Source organism: Frondihabitans australicus, assembly GCF_003634555.1.
Lineage (GTDB): Bacteria > Actinomycetota > Actinomycetes > Actinomycetales > Microbacteriaceae > Frondihabitans > Frondihabitans australicus.
The window spans coordinates 3,439,373-3,456,963 of record NZ_RBKS01000001.1 but is presented as its reverse complement, the minus strand read 5'-3'; the positions used below and the strand labels follow the sequence as shown (position 1 = coordinate 3,456,963).

At 70.8% G+C, this 17,591-nt stretch carries 17 protein-coding genes; 13 read left to right on the top strand and 4 right to left on the bottom strand.

The features are described from left to right. The first annotated feature begins 19 nt into the window (after positions 1-19). From purD to C8E83_RS16505, 4 genes are all read left to right on the top strand, one after another. On the top strand, positions 20-1,306 hold the full coding sequence (gene purD, locus C8E83_RS16520) for a phosphoribosylamine--glycine ligase (RefSeq protein WP_121371180.1): 1,287 nt from the start codon (positions 20-22) through the stop codon (positions 1,304-1,306). Then, on the top strand, positions 1,303-2,229 hold the full coding sequence (locus tag C8E83_RS16515) for a phosphoribosylaminoimidazolesuccinocarboxamide synthase (RefSeq protein ID WP_121371179.1): 927 nt from the start codon (positions 1,303-1,305) through the stop codon (positions 2,227-2,229). Before purD ends, C8E83_RS16515 begins: the two co-directional genes overlap by 4 nt. 54 nt (positions 2,230-2,283) lie before the next feature. Further along, entirely contained in the window at positions 2,284-2,775 is a 492-nt protein-coding gene (locus C8E83_RS16510) for a GNAT family N-acetyltransferase (RefSeq protein WP_245981762.1), read from the top strand. A 66-nt stretch (positions 2,776-2,841) separates the two neighbouring features. Beyond that, the gene (locus C8E83_RS16505; RefSeq protein WP_121371175.1) at positions 2,842-3,417 is read left to right on the top strand and encodes a GNAT family N-acetyltransferase; all 576 of its coding nucleotides are present in this window, start codon (positions 2,842-2,844) and stop codon (positions 3,415-3,417) included. Between the two features lie 83 nt (positions 3,418-3,500). Here the strand turns inward: C8E83_RS16505 and C8E83_RS16500 are convergent, their stop codons facing one another. Beyond that, on the bottom strand, positions 3,501-5,000 hold the full coding sequence (locus tag C8E83_RS16500) for a catalase (RefSeq protein WP_121371173.1): 1,500 nt from the start codon (positions 4,998-5,000) through the stop codon (positions 3,501-3,503). Positions 5,001-5,035: 35 nt separating this feature from the next. Continuing rightward, on the bottom strand, positions 5,036-5,491 hold the full coding sequence (locus C8E83_RS16495) for a Fur family transcriptional regulator (RefSeq protein WP_121371171.1): 456 nt from the start codon (positions 5,489-5,491) through the stop codon (positions 5,036-5,038). Between the two features lie 68 nt (positions 5,492-5,559). On the opposite strand from C8E83_RS16495, the gene C8E83_RS16490 reads away from it, so the two are divergent. From C8E83_RS16490 to C8E83_RS16460, 7 genes are all read left to right on the top strand, one after another. Then, positions 5,560-6,474, top strand: a complete 915-nt coding sequence (locus C8E83_RS16490; protein WP_245981761.1) for a cytochrome c oxidase assembly protein — start codon at positions 5,560-5,562, stop codon at positions 6,472-6,474. A gap of 345 nt (positions 6,475-6,819) precedes the next feature. Next, positions 6,820-7,077: a phosphoribosylformylglycinamidine synthase subunit PurS gene (gene purS, locus C8E83_RS16485; protein WP_121371169.1), complete on the top strand. Its 258-nt coding sequence runs from the start codon at positions 6,820-6,822 to the stop codon at positions 7,075-7,077. Beyond that, positions 7,077-7,772, top strand: coding sequence for a phosphoribosylformylglycinamidine synthase subunit PurQ (purQ, locus tag C8E83_RS16480; protein ID WP_121371167.1), 696 nt, complete (start codon positions 7,077-7,079; stop codon positions 7,770-7,772). Before purS ends, purQ begins: the two co-directional genes overlap by 1 nt. Beyond that, a complete protein-coding gene (gene purL, locus C8E83_RS16475; RefSeq protein ID WP_121371165.1) occupies positions 7,769-10,096 on the top strand; it encodes a phosphoribosylformylglycinamidine synthase subunit PurL in 2,328 nt (775 codons plus the stop codon). Before purQ ends, purL begins: the two co-directional genes overlap by 4 nt. Positions 10,097-10,156: 60 nt before the next feature. Then, positions 10,157-11,608, top strand: a complete 1,452-nt coding sequence (locus C8E83_RS19630) for a carboxypeptidase-like regulatory domain-containing protein (RefSeq protein WP_170159977.1) — start codon at positions 10,157-10,159, stop codon at positions 11,606-11,608. Between the two features lie 102 nt (positions 11,609-11,710). Continuing rightward, positions 11,711-12,997, top strand: coding sequence for an adenylosuccinate synthase (locus tag C8E83_RS16465; protein WP_121371163.1), 1,287 nt, complete (start codon positions 11,711-11,713; stop codon positions 12,995-12,997). Positions 12,998-13,087: 90 nt separating this feature from the next. Then, positions 13,088-13,513, top strand: coding sequence for an organic hydroperoxide resistance protein (locus C8E83_RS16460; protein ID WP_121371161.1), 426 nt, complete (start codon positions 13,088-13,090; stop codon positions 13,511-13,513). 77 nt (positions 13,514-13,590) lie between these two features. Here the strand turns inward: C8E83_RS16460 and C8E83_RS16455 are convergent, their stop codons facing one another. After that, positions 13,591-14,235, bottom strand: coding sequence for a hypothetical protein (locus C8E83_RS16455; protein WP_121371159.1), 645 nt, complete (start codon positions 14,233-14,235; stop codon positions 13,591-13,593). Positions 14,236-14,457: 222 nt separating this feature from the next. On the opposite strand from C8E83_RS16455, the gene C8E83_RS16450 reads away from it, so the two are divergent. Both C8E83_RS16450 and C8E83_RS16445 read left to right on the top strand, forming a co-directional pair. Beyond that, a complete protein-coding gene (locus tag C8E83_RS16450; protein ID WP_121371158.1) occupies positions 14,458-14,775 on the top strand; it encodes a chorismate mutase in 318 nt (105 codons plus the stop codon). Further along, a complete protein-coding gene (locus C8E83_RS16445; RefSeq protein ID WP_121371156.1) occupies positions 14,772-15,959 on the top strand; it encodes a lactonase family protein in 1,188 nt (395 codons plus the stop codon). The genes C8E83_RS16450 and C8E83_RS16445 overlap by 4 nt, the downstream gene beginning before the upstream one ends. Positions 15,960-16,315: 356 nt before the next feature. Here the strand turns inward: C8E83_RS16445 and C8E83_RS16440 are convergent, their stop codons facing one another. Beyond that, entirely contained in the window at positions 16,316-17,488 is a 1,173-nt protein-coding gene (locus C8E83_RS16440; RefSeq protein ID WP_121371968.1) for an ROK family protein, read from the bottom strand. Positions 17,489-17,591 lie beyond the last annotated feature (103 nt).

Here is a 17,591-nt window from a genome sequence, read left to right as displayed (position 1 = left end):
TCTCGATAGGGTATCCCCCGTGCGAATCCTCGTCCTCGGTTCCGGTGCTCGCGAGCACGCCATCGTCACCGCCCTGCTGCGCGAACGCGACGCGGCGGGAGAGCCGGTGGGCCACCACATCATCGCGGCCCCGGGCAACGCGGGGCTGGCCGCCGACGTCGAGGTGGTGTCGCTGGACGCGACCAACGGGAGGGTCGTCACCGAGTACGCGCTCGAGAACGACATCGAGCTGGTCGTGGTCGGCCCGGAGGCCCCGCTCGTCGCGGGCGTCGCCGACGTCCTGCGCGCCCACAGCATCCCCGTGTTCGGCCCGGGCAAGAAGGCCGCGGCACTCGAGGGCTCGAAGACGTTCGCCAAGCGGATCATGGACGAGGCGCGGGTCCCCACCGGCCGCGCCGTGCGCACCGGCACGCTGGCCGAGGCGACCGCCTCCCTCGACCAGTTCGGCGCTCCCTACGTGGTGAAGGCCGACGGTCTGGCCGCCGGCAAGGGCGTCCTCGTGACCGACGACCGCACCGCCGCGATCGAGCACGCCACGTACTGGCTGCAGCACGGCTCCGTGCTCATCGAGGAGTACCTCGACGGGCAGGAGGTCTCGCTCTTCCTCGTCTCCGACGGTCACACCGTCGTGCCGCTCAGCCCGGCCCAGGACTTCAAGCGCCTCCTCGACGGCGACGCCGGCCCGAACACGGGCGGCATGGGCGCCTATTCGCCGCTGCCCTGGCTGGCCGACCGCTTCGGCAGCGAGTCGGACTTCGTCGAAGAGGTCATCGAGACCATCGCCCTGCCCACCGTGCGCCAGCTCGCGAAGGAGGGCACGCCGTTCATCGGCCTCCTCTACGCCGGCCTCATCCTCACCGAGCAGGGCATCCGCGTGATCGAGTTCAATGCCCGCTTCGGCGACCCCGAGACCCAGGTGGTCCTGCCGCGTCTCGAGACGCCCCTCTCGGGGCTCCTGCTGGCCGCGGCCAACGGCTCGCTCGCCTCCCACTCGGCGCCGACGTTCTCCGACGAGGCCGCCGTCACGGTGGTCCTCGCCAGCGAGGGCTACCCCGAGGCGCCGATCACCGGCCGGCCCCTCACCGGCCTCGACGAGGCCGTCCAGGTGCCCGGCGTCACGATCGCGCACGCCGCCACCGCGCGCGGCGAGCACGGCCTCGTCGCCACGGGCGGCCGGGTCCTGAGCGTCGTCGCCACGGGCGCCGGATTCGCCGAGGCGCGCTCCCGGGCCTACGAGGCCCTCGCGAAGATCGACCTCGAGGGCGCGCAGTACCGCCACGACATCGCCGAGCGGGTCGCACGATGAGCGCGCAGACGCTGCCCGCGGCTCCTGCGCTCGAGGGCTGGAAGCCGGTCTACTCGGGCAAGGTCCGCGACCTCTACGTGCCGGCCGAGGCCTCCGGACTCGACGACACCCCGGCGGTGCTGGTCGTGGCGACCGACCGCGTCAGCGCCTTCGACTTCGTGCTCGAGCCCGGCATCACCGACAAGGGCGCGCTGCTCACCCGCCTGAGCCTGTGGTGGTTCGACCGCCTCGCCTCGATGCCCAACCACCTGCTCTCGACCTCGCAGATCGAGACCCAGGCTCCAGGAGCAGGCGCAGTGCCTCCCGTCCCGCCGTCGGTCGCCGACCGCTCGATGCTCGTCAAGCCCCTCGACATGTTACCCGTCGAGGCGGTCGTGCGCGGCTACCTCGTCGGCTCGGGCTGGCTCGAGTACCAGGAGCACGGCACCGTCTGCGGCATCGAGCTCCCCGCCGGCCTGACCTCCGGCGACCGCCTGCCCGAGCCCATCTACACGCCGGCGTTCAAGGCGGACTTCGGCGACCACGACGAGAACATCACGTTCGAGCGCACCGTCGAACTCGTCGGCGCCGAGACGGCAGCGCGCATCCGCGATCTGTCGCTGGAGATCTTCCGCACGGCCTCGGCGATCGCCGAGGAGCGCGGCGTGATCCTGGCCGACACGAAGTTCGAGTTCGGCGCCGACCGCGAGACGGGCGAGATCACGCTGGGCGACGAGGTGCTCACCAGCGACTCCAGCCGCTACTGGGACGCCTCGGTCTACGCGTCGGGCAACCGCACCGACAGCTTCGACAAGCAGATCGTCCGCAACTGGCTCAGTGCGAACTGGGACAAGCAGGGCACCCCGCCCGTCCTGCCGCCCGAGATCGTCGCGCAGACGTCGGCCCGATACGCCGAGCTTCTCGATCGCCTGACGCGAGCCTGACACGCGGCTGGGCATCGATTAACGATCCGGCCACGAAAGATGCACAATGAAGCGGTGACTACCGCTATTTCGACGGAGATCCTCGTCGAGGATCGCCCGTGGACGGACCCCGAGGGCGCCCATCTCCGCTGCGAGCAGCGAGCCGAGATCGCCATCCGCTACGGCACCGACGACTCCGAGCCGGGCGTGAAGCCGACGGCGGCCGACATCGCCGTGTTCCTCGTCGCGACGCTCGACGGCAAGCCGATCGCGTGCGGCGGTCTCCGCGAGCTCCACGGCGACGACGCCCTCGTGGGCGACGCCGAGATCAAGCGCATGTTCGTCCGCTCCCCCAACCGCGGCTCGGGCGCCTCGGTCGCGATCCTCCGCGGCCTCGAGAAGCACGCCCTCGAGCGCGGCTGGACCCGCCTCGTGCTCGAGACCGGCACCGCCCAGCCCGACGCCCGCCGCTTCTACGAGCGCGAGGGCTACACGCCGATCGAGCGGTTCGGCTACTACCAGGGCAACGCCGACAGCATCTGCTACGGCAAGACCCTCACGGCCTGACCGCCGCTTCGCCTGTTCTCTCCCGTGGCCGCGGCGACGGCAGGGCGCTGCCGCTAGCGTGAGGGCATGACCGACCCCGCCCCGCACGAGCCGATCTTCACCACCGTCGCCGAGGGCAGGATGGCCCTCGACGACCACGAGGCCGTCACCGCGATGCTCTCGCGGGCGTTCCCGACGTACTCCCACTGGTATCAGGGCGCCAGGAGCTGGGCCGGAATGCAGCCCGAGAAGCGTGTCATCGCCCGCTCGGGCGACGTCGTGGTCGCTCACGCGGGGCTCCGCCGGCAGTTCGTCACGGTGGGCGAGACAGAGGTCGTCGTGGCGAGCGTGGGGATGGTCGCCGTGTCGCCGATCCTGCAGGGGACGGGTCTCGGCGCCCAGCTTCTCGCCCTCGTCGACCGGGCGATGAGCGACCTCCAGGTGCCCTTCGGGCTGCTCGAGACGGGCGAGCAGACCGTGCCGTTCTACGCGCGGCACGGCTGGCAGCTGCTGCCGGAGCTGACCGGCACGTACAACGACTTCTCGGCCGACGGCGGCGCGACCCTGGTGACGTCTCAGGGCGGCTGGCTCGTGAAGCCCGTGCACACCACGATCGCCGCCTGGCCGGAGGGCGCGCTGCACGTCAACGGGCAGATCGTCTAGCGCCTCGGCTCTCCGCACGCGAGCAGACGCGGAACGGCCCCGCGCCCGGAGACCGGGGCGGGGCCGTTCGTGCGAGCGGGCTGCTACTGCAGGATGCCGACCGACGCGGGGTCCTCGTTCGAGCCAGGAGCCGACGGGGTGACCCCGGCACGCACGCGGGCGCCGAGATCGGCGTCGACGTTGGTCCAGTACTCGAAGACGCGCTCGAGGAGGTCGGGCCGGGTCACCTTCGAGACGTGGCCGACGATGTTGCCGACCAGGCGGTCGCGCTGCTCGTCGTCCATGACCTCGCGGACGAGCGTGCCCGCCTGGCCGAAGTCGTCGTCTTCGGGGTGGAGCGTGGCGGCCGAGCGGACCAGGACACCGTCGGACTGCCAGCCCGAGTCGTCGCCGTGCGCCTCCGCCGACCCGGCGGGGCCGCCGACGGTGTTGGGCGCGTAGACGGGCGTCGAGGCCGAGTCGAAGTGGTAGCGCGCAGCGCCGTCCTTCGAGTACGAGTGCACCGGGTTCTTCGGCATGTTGACCGGCAGCTGTGCGTGGTTCGTGCCCACGCGGTAGCGGTGGGCGTCGGCGTAGCTGAAGATGCGGGCGAGCAGCATCTTGTCGGGGCTGGCCGCGATGCCCGGCACGAAGTTCGAGGGGGCGAACGTCGCCTGCTCGATCTGCGCGAAGTAGTTCTCCGGGTTGCGGTTGAGCTCCATGGTGCCGACCTCGATCAGCGGGTAGTCGCTGTGCGGCCACACCTTGGTGAGGTCGAACGGGTTGAAGCGGTAGGTCGCGGCGTCGTCGTACGGCATGACCTGCACCGACAGCTTCCACGTCGGGAAGTCGCCGCGCTCGATCGCCTCGGAGAGGTCGCGGATGTGGAAGTCGGCGTCCTCGCCGGCGATGCGGTCGGCGTCGGCCTGGGTGAGGATCTCGTTGCCCTGCTGGGTCTTGAAGTGGTACTTCACCCAGTACTTCGAGCCGTCGGCCGCGATCCACTGGTACGTGTGCGAGCCGAAGCCGTCCATCATCCGCCAGGAGGCCGGGAGGCCGCGGTCGCCCATGAGCCAGGTGACCTGGTGGGCGGTCTCGGGCTGCAGGGTCCAGAAGTCCCACTGCATGTCGTGGTCGCGCAGGTGCGTGCCGGGGAGGCGCTTCTGCGAGTGGATGAAGTCGGGGAACTTGATGCCGTCGCGGATGAAGAACACGGGCGTGTTGTTGCCCACGAGGTCGTAGTTGCCCTCGTCGGTGTAGAACTTCAGCGCGAAGCCGCGGGGGTCGCGCCAGGTGTCGGGCGAGCCCTGCTCGCCGGCCACCGTCGAGAAGCGGGCGAGCATGTCGGTCACGGCGCCGGGCTGGAACAGCGAGGCGCGGGTGTACTTCGAGACGTCGCCGGTCACGGTCAGCGTGCCGAACGCGCCGCCGCCCTTCGCGTGGACGATGCGCTCGGGCACCTTCTCGCGGTTGAACTGGGCGAGCTTCTCGACGAGGTACGCGTCGTGCAGGGGGATGACGCCGTCGGCGCCCACGGACTGCGAGTGCTGATCGCTGGCGACGGGAGCACCGGCTCCGGTGGTCGTGATGTTCTCTTCGGTCACTGTCTCTCCTTGTGGGTGGATCGGACGGGTTGTGGTCACTGGGTCGCGGCCTCGAGGGCGCGGCAGGCGGGGCACAGGCCCCAGAAGGTCACCTCGGCGGTCTGCACGAGGAATCCGGCGGCGTCGGACGGCGTCAGGCAGGGCGCCTCGCCGACCACGCAGTCGACGTCGTCGACGGCGCCGCAGAGAGTGCACACGACGTGGTGGTGGTTGTCGCCGATGCGGAGCTCGTACCGGGCGGAGCTGCCGGCGGGCTCGATGCGACGCACGATGCCGGCGCCGGTCAGCGCCGCCAGCACGACGTACGTGGCCTGAAGCGAGGTGCCGGGCAGCGCACGGACGACGCGCTCGAACACCTCGTCGGCCGTGGCGTGCGAGTGCTCGCCGAGGGCAGCGATCGCGGCCAGTCGCGGCGCGGTGACGCGCAGGCCGGCGTCGCGCAGGCTCTGCGCGGCGTCCTGCTCGCGCTCGCTCGCCTCGGTGGTCGTCATCGCCCCAGTCAAGCACGTTCTTCTGAATGATTCACAATTACTGAGAGAGCCTCGCGGGAAGCGCATACTTGTTCAGGCATCGAACGATTGGACCCATCACGCCTCCCGTCTCCGTCATCCTCTTCACGTTCCGGTTCGACCCCGTGTCGGCCGCCGCGATCGCGGTGGCGCTCGCCCTGTACATCGTCGGCATCGTCACGGTCGTGCGGCGAGGCGGGCGCTGGAGGGTCCTGCCGACGCTCGCGTTCGTGCTCCTGGGCCTCGGATCGTTCGCGGCGATCCAGTTCGGGTTCCTGGGCACGTACAGCCACGACCTGCGCTTCGCTTTCACCACCAGGATCGCGCTGCTGCTCTTCGCGGTGCCGGCGCTCATGGCGCTCGGCAGACCCGTCGACCTCGCGCGGCAGGCCCTGACGGGGCGGCGGCTCGAGCTGCTCGAGGGGTTCTTCCGCTCTGTCTTCATGAAGGTCGTCGGCAGCGCGATCTTCTCGCCGCTGTTCGGCCTGGCGCTGTTCACCGTCTTCATCACGCCGCTGGCGTTCCCCTGGCGGGCGAGCGAGACGGGCCAGATCCTGGTGACGCTGCTGGTGCCGCTCATCGGCCTGCTGATGATCCTGCCGGTGTTCGACAGCTCGCTGCACCACACGAGCTTCTACATCACGGTCGAGTTCATGCTCGCGTTCGTCGAGCTGATCCTCGACGCGATCCCCGGCATCGTCCTGCGCATCACCGGCCACGTGCTCGACCACGGGCACTCGATCGCCGCCGTCGTGCAGCCGTGGTACCCGACGCAGCTGCGCGACCAGCAGCTGTCGGGCGACCTGCTCTGGTTCATCGCCGAGCTGGCGGACATCCCGGTGCTGATCTTCCTGTTCGTCCGCTGGAGCCGGACCGACAAGAAGGAGGCCAAGGTGCTCGACGAGATGAGCGACGAGGAGATGGAGCGCCTCACGCAGGAGCACCTGCGCAGCTTCGGCCGGTAGCCGTCACGCTCGGGACGCGACGTCCCGACATTCGCCGAGAACCGACGCGTCGGCCGAAGGCCGAGCCACAGGCACAGCGCACAGAGGAGAGGCCCGGTCGTCGGGGGAAACGGCCGGGCCTCTACGGGCCACCAGGGCGGATCAGATTGCCCCGGGGCGGTGTCTCGGCGTTCAGCGGGCCCGATCACAAGGCCCATCCGCTTCGACACACATAACTCTGCGGGTCGGGCATAAGAGCGGGCTGGTAGGACTCTTGGCGCCAGCCGCCAATGCTCGAACTCGGCGCCGCCCGCGGACTTGTAGACTTGCCGGGTCTTTGCTCCCCTGCCCCTTACGGAGAAGCCCATGCCCACGATCGTCGTCGAAGTCATGCCGAAGGCAGAACTGCTCGACCCCCAGGGCAAGGCCGTCACCTTCGCTCTCGCCCGCATGGGCAAGTCCTTCGCCTCGGAGGTGCGCATCGGCAAGCGCTTCGAGGTCACCGTCGACGAGGTCACCGACGAGGTGCTCGCCGAGGTCAAGACGCTCGCCGACGACATGTTCTCGAACTCGGTGATCGAAGACGTCGTCAGCATCAGCGTGCTCGACTCGGTCGGCGCCTGATGCGCATCGGCGTCATCACCTTCCCGGGCTCGCTCGACGACCGCGACGCCCAGAGGGCTGTGAGGCTGGCAGGAGGGGAGCCGGTCGCCCTGTGGCACGGCGCCCACGATCTCGAGGGCGTCGAGGCGATCATCCTCCCCGGTGGCTTCAGCTACGGCGACTACCTGCGCGCCGGCGCGATCGCGAGCCTCAGCCCGATCATGACCGAGGTCGTCGACGCGGCGAACAAGGGCATGCCCGTCCTCGGCATCTGCAACGGCTTCCAGATGCTCGCCGAGGCCCGCCTGATCCCGGGCGCTCACACGCGCAATGCGCACCAGCAGTTCATCCGCCGCGACCAGCGCCTCCGCGTCGAGAACGCGTCGACCGACTGGACGAACGGCTTCACCGAGGGCCAGGAGATCACGATCCCCCTCAAGAACGCCGACGGCCGCTTCATCGCCGACGACGAGACGATCAAGCGCATCGAGGGCCAGGGGCAGGTCGCCTTCCGCTACATCGGCGTCAACCCGAACGGCTCGTTCGACGACATCGCCGGCGTCTCGAACGAGCGCGGCAACGTGGTGGGCCTCATGCCGCACCCCGAGCACGCGACCGAGCCCGGCTTCGGCCCCGACACCCCGGCGGCCATGTCGTCGGGCGTCGACGGCCTCACCTTCTTCACCTCCGTCATCGAAAGGGCTCTGGTCAAGTGACCGACGCACAGCTCACCGAGGCCCCCGGTGGCCACGTCCCCGACACCGTCGCGAACGCGGAAGCCACGCCCGACCGCGAGCAGCCCTATGGCGCGCTCGGCTTGAAGGACGACGAGTACGCGAAGATCCGCGAGATCCTGGGCCGCCGCCCCACCTCGGGCGAGCTCGCGATGTACTCGGTCATGTGGAGCGAGCACTGCTCGTACAAGTCCTCGAAGATCTACCTGCGCCAGTTCGGCCAGAAGGTCTCCGAGTCGATGAAGAAGAACCTCATGGTCGGCATGGGCGAGAACGCCGGCGTCGTCGACATCGGCAACGGCTGGGCCGTGACCTTCAAGGGCGAGAGCCACAACCACCCCAGCTACATCGAGCCGTTCCAGGGCGCGGCGACCGGCGTCGGCGGCATCGTCCGCGACATCATCTCGATGGGCGCCCGCCCGGTCGCGGTCATGGACCAGCTGCGCTTCGGCGCGATCGACGCCCCCGACACCCAGCGCGTCGTCAACGGCGTCGTCTCGGGCATCAGCTTCTACGCCAACTGCCTCGGCCTGCCGAACATCGGCGGCGAGACGATCTTCGACCCGGTGTACCAGGGCAACCCGCTGGTCAACGTCACCAGCGTCGGGGTCCTGCGGCACGAAGACCTCCACCTCGCCAACGCGAAGGGCGCCGGCAACAAGGTGGTGCTGTTCGGTGCGCGCACCGGCGGCGACGGCATCGGCGGCGCGTCGATCCTGGCCTCCGACACCTTCTCGTCGGGCGGCCCGACCAAGCGGCCCGCCGTGCAGGTCGGCGACCCGTTCGCCGAGAAGGTGCTCATCGAGTGCTGCCTCGAGCTGTTCCGCGACGAGCTCGTCGAGGGCATCCAAGACCTCGGTGCGGCCGGCATCTCGTGTGCGACGAGCGAACTGGCCTCGAACGGCGACGGCGGCATGTTCATCGAGCTCGACAAGGTGCTGCTGCGCGATCCCTCGCTCACCGCCGAGGAGATCCTCATGAGCGAGTCGCAGGAGCGCATGATGGCCGTCGTGCGCCCCGAGAAGCTCGACGCGTTCATGGCCGTCGTCGGCAAGTGGGAGGTCGAGACCAGCGTGCTCGGCGAGGTCACCGACACCGGCCGGCTCATCATCCACTGGCACGGCGAGGAGATCGTCAACGTCGAGCCGCGCACCGTGGCCGTCGACGGCCCGGTCTACGAGCGCCCGGTGGCGTACCCGACCTGGATCGACGAGCTGCAGGCCGACAGCGCCGCGCAGCTGGAGCGCCCGGAGACCGGTGACGCTCTGCGCGCGGACTTCCTGGCGATCCTGGGCTCCCCCAACCTCGCCGACAAGTCGTGGATCACGAACCAGTACGACACCTACGTGCTCGGCAACACGGCGCTCTCGTTCCCCGACGACGGCGGCATGGTCCGCGTCGACGAAGAGTCGGGGCTCGGCTTCGCCATCGCGACCGACGCGAACGGCCGCTACTGCCAGCTCGACCCGGCGCAGGGGGCACGCCTGGCCCTCGCCGAGGCGTACCGCAACGTGGCCGTCACCGGCGCGACCCCGGTCGCCGTCACCGACTGCCTCAACTTCGGCTCGCCGGAGAACCCCGAGGTCATGTGGCAGTTCTCGCAGACCGTCGAGGCCCTGTCGGACGCCTGTCTCGAGATGGAGATCCCGGTCACCGGCGGCAACGTGTCGTTCTACAACCAGACCGGCACCCAGCCGATCCACCCGACCCCCGTCGTCGGCGTGCTCGGCGTGATCGACGACGTCGCCAAGCGGATCCCCTCCGGCTGGCAGGACGAAGGCGACAACATCTACCTGCTCGGCACCACCTCGGTCGAGCTCGACGGCTCCGCCTGGGCGGGCACCGTGCACGGACACCTGGGCGGTCTGCCTCCTGCGGTCTCGCTCGACGCCGAGCGCCAGCTCGCGGCCCTCATCAGCGCAGGAGGCGAGCAGTCGCTCATCGGCGCAGCGCACGACCTCAGCGACGGCGGCCTCGGCCAGGCCCTCGCCGAGGCGGTTCTCCGCTTCGGCGTCGGCGCCCGCGTCTGGCTCGACGAGGTCATGGAGCGCGACGGCGTCGACGCCGCCACGGCCCTGTTCTCCGAATCGACCGGCCGCGTGATCGTGTCGGTGCCGCGCGAGGACGACGTGAAGTTCCGCGGGCTCTGCGAGGGTCGCGGCTACCCCGTCGCGCGCATCGGCGTCACCGACGGGGCCTCGGGCACGCTCGAGGTGCAGGACCGCTTCACCGTCTCGATCGACGAGCTCCGGGCTGTCCACCGCGGCACGCTCCCCGCGCGCTTCGGCGAGGTCGTCGCCGAATAGTCCGTGACGCATGTGACTCCTGTGAACTAGATTCGAGAAATCAGGGGATCAGGAGCCGACATGCGCACGACCACGACACGACGCACCCGGGTGGGCCTCGCGGCCGCGCTCGGGGTCGTCGCCGCAGCAGCACTCGTCGTCGCCCAGGGCGGCGCGGCCGAGGCCGCTCAGCAGAACGTGTACGGCACGTTCTCGCTGTCCGGCACGACGACCGCGTACTCCGGCACTGTTACGCTCGCCGGCGGCTTCCCGGCCACGAGCTTCACGAGCACGTCGCGCCAGGCGACCGTCGTGAGCGGCGCGTCGACCTGGCTCGCGCCCAGCACTCCCGTCGGCGCGGTCTACGGGTCGAGCCGCAACCGCCCGTACCTCAATCAGCGCCCGAAGGCCGACAATCCCACGTCGCCGGCGGTCACCACGTACACCTTCGCGACGCCCACGCCGGCGAGCGGCTGGTCGTTCGTGCTCGGCGACATCGACGCCGACTCCGCCACGATCAGCGCAACCGACGTGAACGGCCAGCCCGTGCCGGTGGGTGGTCTCGGATTCCAGAGCGTCTTCAACTACTGCCACCAGACGGGCGGCCCATCCTGCGACTCGGCGAATCTCCACGACGTGCCAGCCTGGCAGCCGGGCACGACGTCGGGCACGCTCGTCGGCAACACGGGCGCGACCGACACCGAGGGCGCCTCGGGCTGGTTCAGCCCGAACGTGGCGCTGAAGTCGTTGACGATCACGTACACGCAGCGCTCGGGCTTCCCCGTCTACCAGACCTGGTTCGTCACAAAGACCCAGGCGGCCTCCGGCACGGTCACCGTGAACGGCGATCCCTACGGCGGCGCGACAGTGACGATCACCGACGCGAGCGGGGCGGTCGTCGCCACCACGACGTCGGCGGGCGACGGCACGTGGAGCGTCCCGGCACTCGTCTCCACCGACGGCTACCACGTCTCGGTCGAGACACCACCGGGGGCGCAGGATCAACCTCCCCTCGCCTTCGACACGCTCGACGCCGACACGCCCGGGCTGAACGTGAACTACGACATCCCGCCGATCACCGTGACGACCACGGTCGCCGGCGCGGACGGGCAGCCCGCCGCCGACGAGCCGATCGTCATCACTCGCGACGGCGACGATGCGCCCGCCGTGACGACCACGACGGGCGATTCCGGCGAGCTGACCGCCGACCTCCTGCCGTCGCAGACCTACACCGCGATCCTCGACGGGGCGACCGACCAGCCGATCACGTTCACGACCGGCACGACGTCCGGCGCGATCGATCCGCTCGTGCAGCCCGCTCCTCCGACGACGACCACGCCGCCCGGGTCGACGCCGCCGGGGTCGACGCCTCCGCCGGCGACGGTGGCTCCGGCGCAGAACGGCGCGGCGCCCGAGCTCGCCTTCACGGGGTCGGAGGCGGCATGGCCCGCAGGCCTCGGCGGCGGCGCGCTGGTGCTGACGGGGGTCGTGCTGGTGCTGGTCGCGCGGCGGCGGCGGGCGGTGCGGGGCTGACGCTGCTCCTGCGCCCTCGGGCCTCTTCGAGCACACCCGGTCGCCGTCTGTAGACTTAGGTGCACCTGGCATCGGGTGCGTCCCCGACCGCGAGGAGATTCCGTGCCCGCAATCGTCATCATCGGCGCCCAGTGGGGCGACGAGGGCAAAGGCAAGGCGACCGACCTGCTCGGCAGCCGCATCGACTACGTCGTGAAGTTCAACGGCGGCAACAACGCCGGCCACACCGTGGTGATCGGCAACCAGAAGTACGCGCTGCACCTGCTGCCGTCGGGCATCCTCACCGAGGGCGTCACGCCCGTGATCGGCAACGGCGTCGTCGTCGACCTCGAGGTGCTGTTCGACGAGCTCGACGCGCTCATCGCCCGCGGCGTCGACGTCTCGAAGCTCAAGGTCAGCGCCAACGCGCACCTCATCACGCACTACCACCGCACTCTCGACAAGGTGACGGAGCGCTTTCTCGGGTCGCGTTCGATCGGGACGACGGGCCGGGGCATCGGGCCGACCTACGCCGACAAGATCAACCGCGTGGGAATCCGCGTGCAGGACATCTTCGACGAGAACATCCTGCGCCAGAAGGTCGAGGCGGCCCTCGACCAGAAGAACCACCTGCTGGTGAAGATCTACAACCGCCGCGCCATCAGCGCCGACGAGGTCGTCGAGTCGCTGCTGTCGTACGCCGACCGGCTCCGCCCGATGATGGCGGACACCGCACTGGAGCTCTACGAGGCCCTCGAAGACGGCAAGAACGTGCTATTCGAGGCAGGTCAGGCGACCATGCTCGACGTCGACCACGGCACCTACCCGTTCGTCACGTCGTCGTCGGCCACGGCCGGCGGCGCGGCCACCGGCTCCGGCATCGGCCCGGGGCGCATCGAGCGCGTGATCGGGATCGTCAAGGCGTACACGACCCGCGTGGGCGCGGGCCCGTTCCCGACCGAGCTGTTCGACGCCTCGGGCGAGTTCCTCCGCGCCAACGGCTTCGAGTTCGGCACGACCACGGGCCGCCCGCGCCGCTGCGGCTGGTACGACGCGCCGATCGCGCGCTACTCGGCGCGCATCAACGGCGTGACCGACTTCGTGCTCACGAAGCTCGACGTACTCACCGGCCTCGAGACGATCCCCGTCTGCGTCGCCTACGACGTCGACGGCGTCCGCTTCGACGAGATGCCGGTGTCGCAGAGCGACTTCCACCACGCGGTGCCGATCTACGAGGAGTTCCCCGGCTGGTCGGAGGACATCTCGGGCGCCCGCACCTTCGACGACCTCCCGAAGAACGCCCAGGACTACGTCCTCGCCGTCGAGGCGATGTCGGGTTCGCGCATCTCGGTGATCGGCGTCGGCCCGGGCCGCGACGAGGTCGTCGTGCGGCACGACCTGCTCGGCTGAGTCCGTCGGGCGGAACGCGTTCAGGCGGGCGGCGGGAGCCGGGCTCCTGCGCTCCAGGAACCGTTCAGACCCGGCGGGCAGGCTGGTCCCATGACACTTGAGATCGCCTACACCGCCATCGCCCACGCCACCGGCGGGGGTCGCGACGGCCACGTCCGCAGCGAAGACGACCGGCTCGACTTCGACACGCGTCCGCCGAAGGAGATGGGCGGATCAGGCGAGGGCACGAACCCCGAGCAGCTGTTCGCGGCCGGCTACTCCGCGTGCTTCCTCAGCGCTCTCCACGGCGTCGGCAAGTCGATGGGCCTCGACACGACCGACGCGTCGGTCTCGGCGAGCGTCGGCATCGGCCCGAACGGCGAGGGCGGCTACGGCCTCGCCGTCGAGCTCGACGTCTACACGCCGAACGTCGCGCCCGAGAAGCGCGACGAGCTCGCCCAGGGCGCGCACTCGGTGTGCCCGTACTCGAACGCCACCCGCGGCAACGTCGAGGTGACGATCACGATCGTCGACTGATGACCACAGCTGCCCGCGGGCAGCGGGCTTCGATGGGCTTCGGCGCCGTGCTCCACGCGCGCCGGGGCCCATCGGCGTCAGTGCGCGCCGGAGCCCATCGTGCTGTGCACGAAGGCGTCAGCGAGGAGCACGATGAGCACGGCGGCGAGCGCCCCGGCCACGACCATCGTCAGCAGCCGCCCCCGCGTGTGCAGGGGTGCGTCGTTGCCCGGCCCGGACTTCGGCACGAAGAGGTTCTCGAGCTCCTGCGCCGTCGTCGGTGCCACGCCGTGAGGGTCGGCCGCCAGCCGGGCCGAGACCCTGCGGGCGTAGGCGTCGTAGCGGTCGCCGAGCGTCGTGAGACCCATGAGGTCGCGCGCCACCTCGGCCGGGCCGTAGAGAAGAGCGCCCCAGAGAAGGACCCGCAGGCCCGAGTGCGCGGCGAACGGCGCGAAGAGCAGGCCGAGGGCGACCACGAAGAGCAGCGCGCCGGCGATCATGCCGCGGCGGTACTGCGAGACGACACGGCGGGTCAGAGTGCGCCAGGCGTCGGGGTGACGCGACCACCACACCCAGTCTTCGGGCGCAGGATCGGGCCGCACGCCTCCCGTCGACACCCCGTCGGGCACCCACCCGCGCTCGGGCACCTCCCCCTGGTGCGTCGCCACCCACCACGCCGACGGCTCGGGCCAGCCCGCAGGGCTGTGGAAGCGGAGCGGGAGCGCCGCGTCGGCACTCGGCATCGAGGGAGCCTCCGGGGGTGGAACCGGGTGACCGGGGAGGAGCTGGGTCATGGAGCGATCGCCTTCCGTGGCGGGGTGGTGAGCATCGTGCTCCTCCGACAGTAGGGGCGGTGGGGGGCGGGGACCATTCCCCTCTTATGGGGTTTCACACGCGCTGACGGGTGTGGGTCGGGGCCTGTGGACAACGGCGTCACGCGTCGGACGACCCGATACAGTCGATGCATGACTGACGCACCCCCGCAGGCCGCCGTCGACCGGCTGAACTCGATCCGCCAGAGCATCGACAACATCGACGCGGCCCTGGTGCACCTGCTCGCCGAGCGCTTCAAGTTCACGCAGTCCGTCGGGGTCCTCAAGGCCGAGGCGGGGATGCCGCCGAGCGACCCCGAGCGTGAGAAGGTGCAGATCCGGCGCCTCAGGGCTCTGGCCGTCGAGTCGCGGCTCGACCCCGACTTCACCGAGAAGTTCTTGAACTTCATCGTCTCCGAAGTCATCCACCACCACGAGCGCATCGCGGCGGGCGACGAGGTCGTCGAGTGACTCCGGGCGCGGCGCCCTCGGGTGCCGCGGCGACCCGCCTGTACGTCGGCGGGTACACAGCCTCGAGCGGCGGTCACGGCACCGGGATCTCGGTGTTCGACCGGGGCCCGGCCGACGAGCCCTGGCGCCTGGTGCAGACCGTCGAGGCCGACGACCCGACCTTCCTGGCCCTGACCGAGGGCGCGCTTCACGCCGCGTCCGAGACGACCGCGGGGCGCGTCCTGTCGTACACGATCGGGGCGGGTGTCCTGACTGCGGCGTCGGCGGCGGCCTCGGGCGGCATGGCGCCGTGCCACGTGCTCCGCGACCCCGCGAGCGGCGCTCTCGTCGTGGCGAACTACGGCGCCGGCACCATCGGGGTGCTCTCGGACGATCCGTCCGACCCGGCTCGCGTCACGCGCGTGCTCGCTCTGCCGGTCGGCCACGGCCCGGTCCTCGACCGGCAGGATCACCCGCACGCGCACCAGATCACGTTCACCCCGTGGGGCACGCTGCTGGTCAGCGACCTCGGCACCGACCGCGTGTTCGAGCTCACGATCGACCCGGTCACGCTCGACCCGTCCATCGTGGCGACGCACGCGCTGCCGTCCGGGTCGGGTCCGCGGCACTTCGCGTGGCTGCCGGGTACGGGCGGTTCGGGCTCTGGCGGTTCGGGCTCGGGCGGTTCGGGCTCGGGCGTTCTGGGCGCGGTCGGCTCGACGACCGGCGACGCGTCCGCCGGCTCCGGCGCCCGGCTGGTCATCGCGGGCGAGCTCGACGGGCGGGTCCACGTGCTCGCGCGACGGGCCGACGGCGCGCTCGTCGTCGACCATTCCGTGCCGGCGTACGCCGAGGGCGCGACCACGCCGTCGACCTCGGCCGACGCGACCGACGAGGCGCTGCTCTCGCACGTCGAGGTCCGCGCTCTCGACGACGGCACTCCCGTCGTCTACGTGGCGGTGCGAGGCCGAGACACGATCACGGTGCTCGCGCGGGGCGCCGACGGCCGACTCGCGGTGCGCGCCGAGGTGCCGTGCGGCGGCCACTGGCCCCGCCACTTCGCGGTCGACGCGGGTTCTCTGTACGTTGCGAACCAGCTCTCCGACGACGTCACCGTGCTGCCGCTCGACCCGGTCTCGGGCATCCCCGGCCCCGTCGCCGCGCGGATCCGCCTCGGCTCGCCGAGCTGCGTCCTCTTCGCGTAGTCGCGCCGCCGCACTTCTGGGAGGAGTTCGCCGGTCAGGGAGGAACATCGGGCGGCGGCTCCGTCACCCTCGGGCGGAAGTGTGTCTCGCCCGGGAGGGGATCCCGCCCTCCACGAGCCTGCGGGAGGGATTCGCAACCGATGTCACCGCTTCAAACGGATCGACTCGGACGTTCTCCTCCCGAGGCGCGCCACCGCGATAGCGCGACGTCCTCCCGAGGACGCGTTCTCCTCCCCCAGCGCCCTTCTCCTCCCGCAGAGTCAGGAGTCGCCGAGGGCGGGGCAACGCGGAGAAGCGCGGAGAAGCGCGGAGAAGCGCGATGGCGCCAGGGGCGCGGTGGCAGCGGGGTGCGTCGGCTAGGGGACGGGCGCAGGATCCGCGAGAAGCCCGGCGAACGCGAGCTCGGCCGCCCCGATCAGCAGCCGCCGGCTCCCCAGCTCCGCACGCCTGATCACGACTCCTTCGCGCGGCCCCGGAAGCGCCGTCGCCGTCGCCAGCTCGGCGATCCGATCGCCGGCGACACCGTGGAGCGCCCCGAGGAACCCGCCGAGCACGATCACCTCGGGGTTGAACACGTTGATGATGTTCCGCAGCGCGATGGCGAGGAAGCCCACCTGCCGCGTCACCTCGTCGAGCACCGCCGAGTCGCGCGACGACGCGAGCAGCGCGTCGAGGTCGTCGTCGTCGCCGCGGGCCACGCCGAAGGCCGCCAGCAGCGCCTGCTGCCCGACCTCGGTCTCCAGGCAGCCGATCGCGCCGCAGTGGCAGCGGCGACCATTCGAGTTGACGAGGGTGTGGCCGAGCTCGCCGGCGTAACCGTCCACTCCGGCGAGAGGCACCCCGTCGACGATCGCACCGCCTCCGACGCCCGAAGCGCCGCCGTTGAGGAAGACCATGGTGCCGACCCCGCGACCGGCCCCGAAGATGCTCTCGGCGCGCGCCCCGAGCGACGCGTCGTTCGCGGCGACGACGGGCAGGCCGGTCGCACTCTGCAGCAGGTCGACGAACGGCTCGTCGACCCAGCCGAGGTGCGGGGCGAGGCGCACGAGGCCGTCGTCGCGGCGGACGAGGCCGGGCATCGCGACTCCGACCCCCACGGCGCGGGTTCCGGGCGGAAGGGACGAGGCGAGGGAGCCGATGGTCGCGGCCGCCAAGGAGACCGCCTCGGCGGCCGAGGGCACTCGGTCGGTCTCGCAACGGATCCTGCGATGCACCGTGCCGTCGAGCCCGACGGCGCCGACGGTGACCGCGTCGATCTCCGGGTTGACCGTGAACGCCACGACCGACGGGTCGGCGGTGACGACGGGGCTCGGGCGGCCCACCCGGTTCGACGCGGGCGGCTCGGTCTCGACCACGAGCCCCGAGTCGGCGAGCTCTCCGACGAGCGCGGCGATGGTCGAGCGGTTGAGGCCGGTCGCCTGCGTCAGCTGCGAGCGCGAGGCGCCCTGGGCGCGGTGGACGAGCGAGAGCACGGTCGAGAGGTTGCGCTGCCGCACCCGGTCACTGCTCACGTCGCCTCCTCTGCACACGCACGACACACAGCACGCACTTCTAGCGAGCGTACTGCGACAAAACGCGACACCTGCGACGCATGAGGGCGTCGCAGGTGTCGCGTTTTGTCGCACACGGGAG